Annotated in this window: 1 protein-coding gene; it reads right to left on the reverse strand. The window is 51.5% G+C overall.

Annotation, left to right across the window (positions count from 1 at the left end):
- Window positions 1-2059: protein kinase (locus AB1690_01670; GenBank protein ID MEW6014008.1), on the reverse strand; the 2059-nt coding region annotated here is incomplete at its 3' end.
- Window positions 2060-2631: the final 572 nt, after the last annotated feature.

Consider the following 2631-nt stretch of genomic DNA (forward strand, 5'->3'; position numbering starts at 1 on the left):
GAGTTTCACCCGTCAAATTGAGCAACGCAAATGATTTCACCAGATAAGCGGCCGGGGTATTCGGCTGCAAATCTATCACTTCATCAAATCGGGCGATGGCATCGTGATATCGACGGCAATAGAAATATGTAAAGCCCAGTTCGTATTTGTACCACGCTTCACGGGGGTCGAGCAAAACAACCGTTTGCAGTCCTTCTATCGCCTCTTTCCATTTCCCCTGACGTCGCTGCACCCAGGCCATACTGGCGCGGGCCATGGCATTATTCGGCTGCAATTCGAGCACCCTGGAAAACTCGTCCAGCGCGCGGCCGAAATCGCGCAACCCATGATAATAATACCAGCCCAGAGCCTGGTGTGACTCGGCGGCGTGGGGCGCAAGTGCCAAAGCTTTGTCTATCATTCTTCTGGCTTGTTTTAGACATTCTTCAGAGGGATCGGTTCCTTCCCAGTACATCTCGGCATAGATTAGACCTAATTCAGCATGGGCTTGAGCAAAATCGGGCGCCAGTTCGATTGACTTGAGCTGCATCTTCTCTGCCAGACGAACTTCTTTGTGGTGGTAGCCCGCAATACTGAAATATTTCTTTCCCCTCAAATAATAATCATACGCCTTGGGGTCAACCTCAATCTTCCGGGAGAGTCGTTCGTCTTCCGATTGCAATAATGCCACATCGAGCGCCGCCGCCACTTCGCGGGCAATGGTCGATTGCACCCCAAAGAGATCGGTAAGAACGGTATCGTAGCTTTCCGCCCAGAGATGTAAATCATCGGAAACCCTGATTAACTGAGGATTTATCCGCACGCGGCTTCCCGTGCTCCTCTTATCCCAGCGAATTGTCCCCTCAAGGACAAAATCAACGTTCAATTCTTTGCCGATTTGCCTGAGACTTTTCTCCGTCTTCTTATATTGCATTGAACTGGTCCGGGAAATTACCCCCAGACCGGACAGTCCAATCAGACAGGTTGTTATCTCTTCGGTCATCCCGTCAGCAAAATAATCATCTTCCGGCGACCCCAGATTTTCAAACGGCAAGACCGCCAGCATTTTGCGCTTCGTGTCAGATTTGCTTTCTTGCGATATAAAATATGTCGTAGCCACCCAATAACCGGCAATCACAAGTAACACTGCCACCGCCGAGGTTACCACATACCGATTCCAGTAGTCAAAGCGCGATTTTGCATCAACGGGTGACAATTCGCTCTTAAAGCACCTCTTGAGGTCAGCGAGAAGTTCATCTGCATGCTGGTAGCGGAGAGCCGGATCTTTTGCCAGCGATTTGCTTACAATCCTCTGCAGCTCGGGCGGCACGCCGCTCTTGAATCGTGCCAGCGGCTCCGGCTCTTCAAATCCGATGGCGTAAATGACTGCCGGTTCATGATCGCCCCTGAAGGGCAACTGCCCCGTTATCATCTGATACAGAACTACCCCCAAAGAAAAAATATCCGACCGGCTGTCCAGTTCCTCACCCCGGGTCTGCTCAGGCGACATATAACTGACCGTCCCTAAGGTCGAACCGGCTTTGGTCACTTTATCCGCGCCCTTTATAATCGCCAGACCAAAGTCAAGAATCTTCGCTCGTCCTTTCTTATCAATCAGAATGTTGGCAGGCTTAATATCGCGATGCACAATCCCCTGACTGTGCGCTTCCTGCAACCCCTCGCATACCTGCATCGCCAAATCTACCGTCTCCTCCAGGTTCGGCCGTTTCTCTATAAGATGCCGCTCCAGGGTCAGCCCTTCCAGATGTTCCATGACAATGCCGGGACGACCCTTAAACTCGCTTACTTCATGGATAGTGACGATATTGGGGTGATTCAGTTTGGCGGCGGCTTGCGCCTCTCTCTTAAAGCGAGACCGGCACTCGGCGTCATGACAGAGATGAGAAGGAAGAAATTTAAGGGCGACCTTACGATTAAGCTCGATGTCTTCGGCAAGATAGACCTCCCCCATTCCGCCGGTGCCAAGCTTCTCAATAATCCGGTAATGCCCGACAACGCTGTTTTTTGTCAATTGCTCTTGCGGGCGGATAAAATCACTCGAATCGTCATCAGACGACATCGCCAATTACCACATTTCCGGGCGCTGACGGCCCTATTAGAGTCTCCCTTCGTTCTGAAGATATCTATATTACTGACACAAGGCAAATCAATTTAATACTGACCCCGTTCATACAATATATCGCGACGTCAGCCGTAGGGATCGTACTCCCCTGTCCCTCACGCTGTCGGCTCATCCCATCTTGTTTCTTCCCGCACCGTCCTGATACATTTTCCCCCGCGCCGTCACTCCCGCTTCAAGCGGGTTCTCCTAACAGAATCTGTCATTCCCAAAACGTTGCGTCAGTTCCTAATCCCGACTCCGGTCGGGGTGAGAACTGACGCCTCTTCAAAGGTTGCTCTCTCGTAGATCGAAACCCTTGCGGTTTCGACTATAACATTCCGTAGGGGCGAACCCGCGCGTTCGCCCACTGTCGAATTCAAGGTTGCGGCAGCCGCCATTGTGCCTTTCCAGAAAGTTGCGTCAGTTCCTAAGCCCGACTCCGGTCGGGGTGAGAACTGACGCCTCTTCAAAGGTTGCTCTCTCGCAGGTCGAAACCCTTGCGGTTTCGACTATAACATTATTGCATCAGC

It is taken from the genome of Candidatus Zixiibacteriota bacterium (assembly GCA_040753495.1).
Classification (GTDB): Bacteria; Zixibacteria; MSB-5A5; order GN15; family PGXB01; genus DYGG01.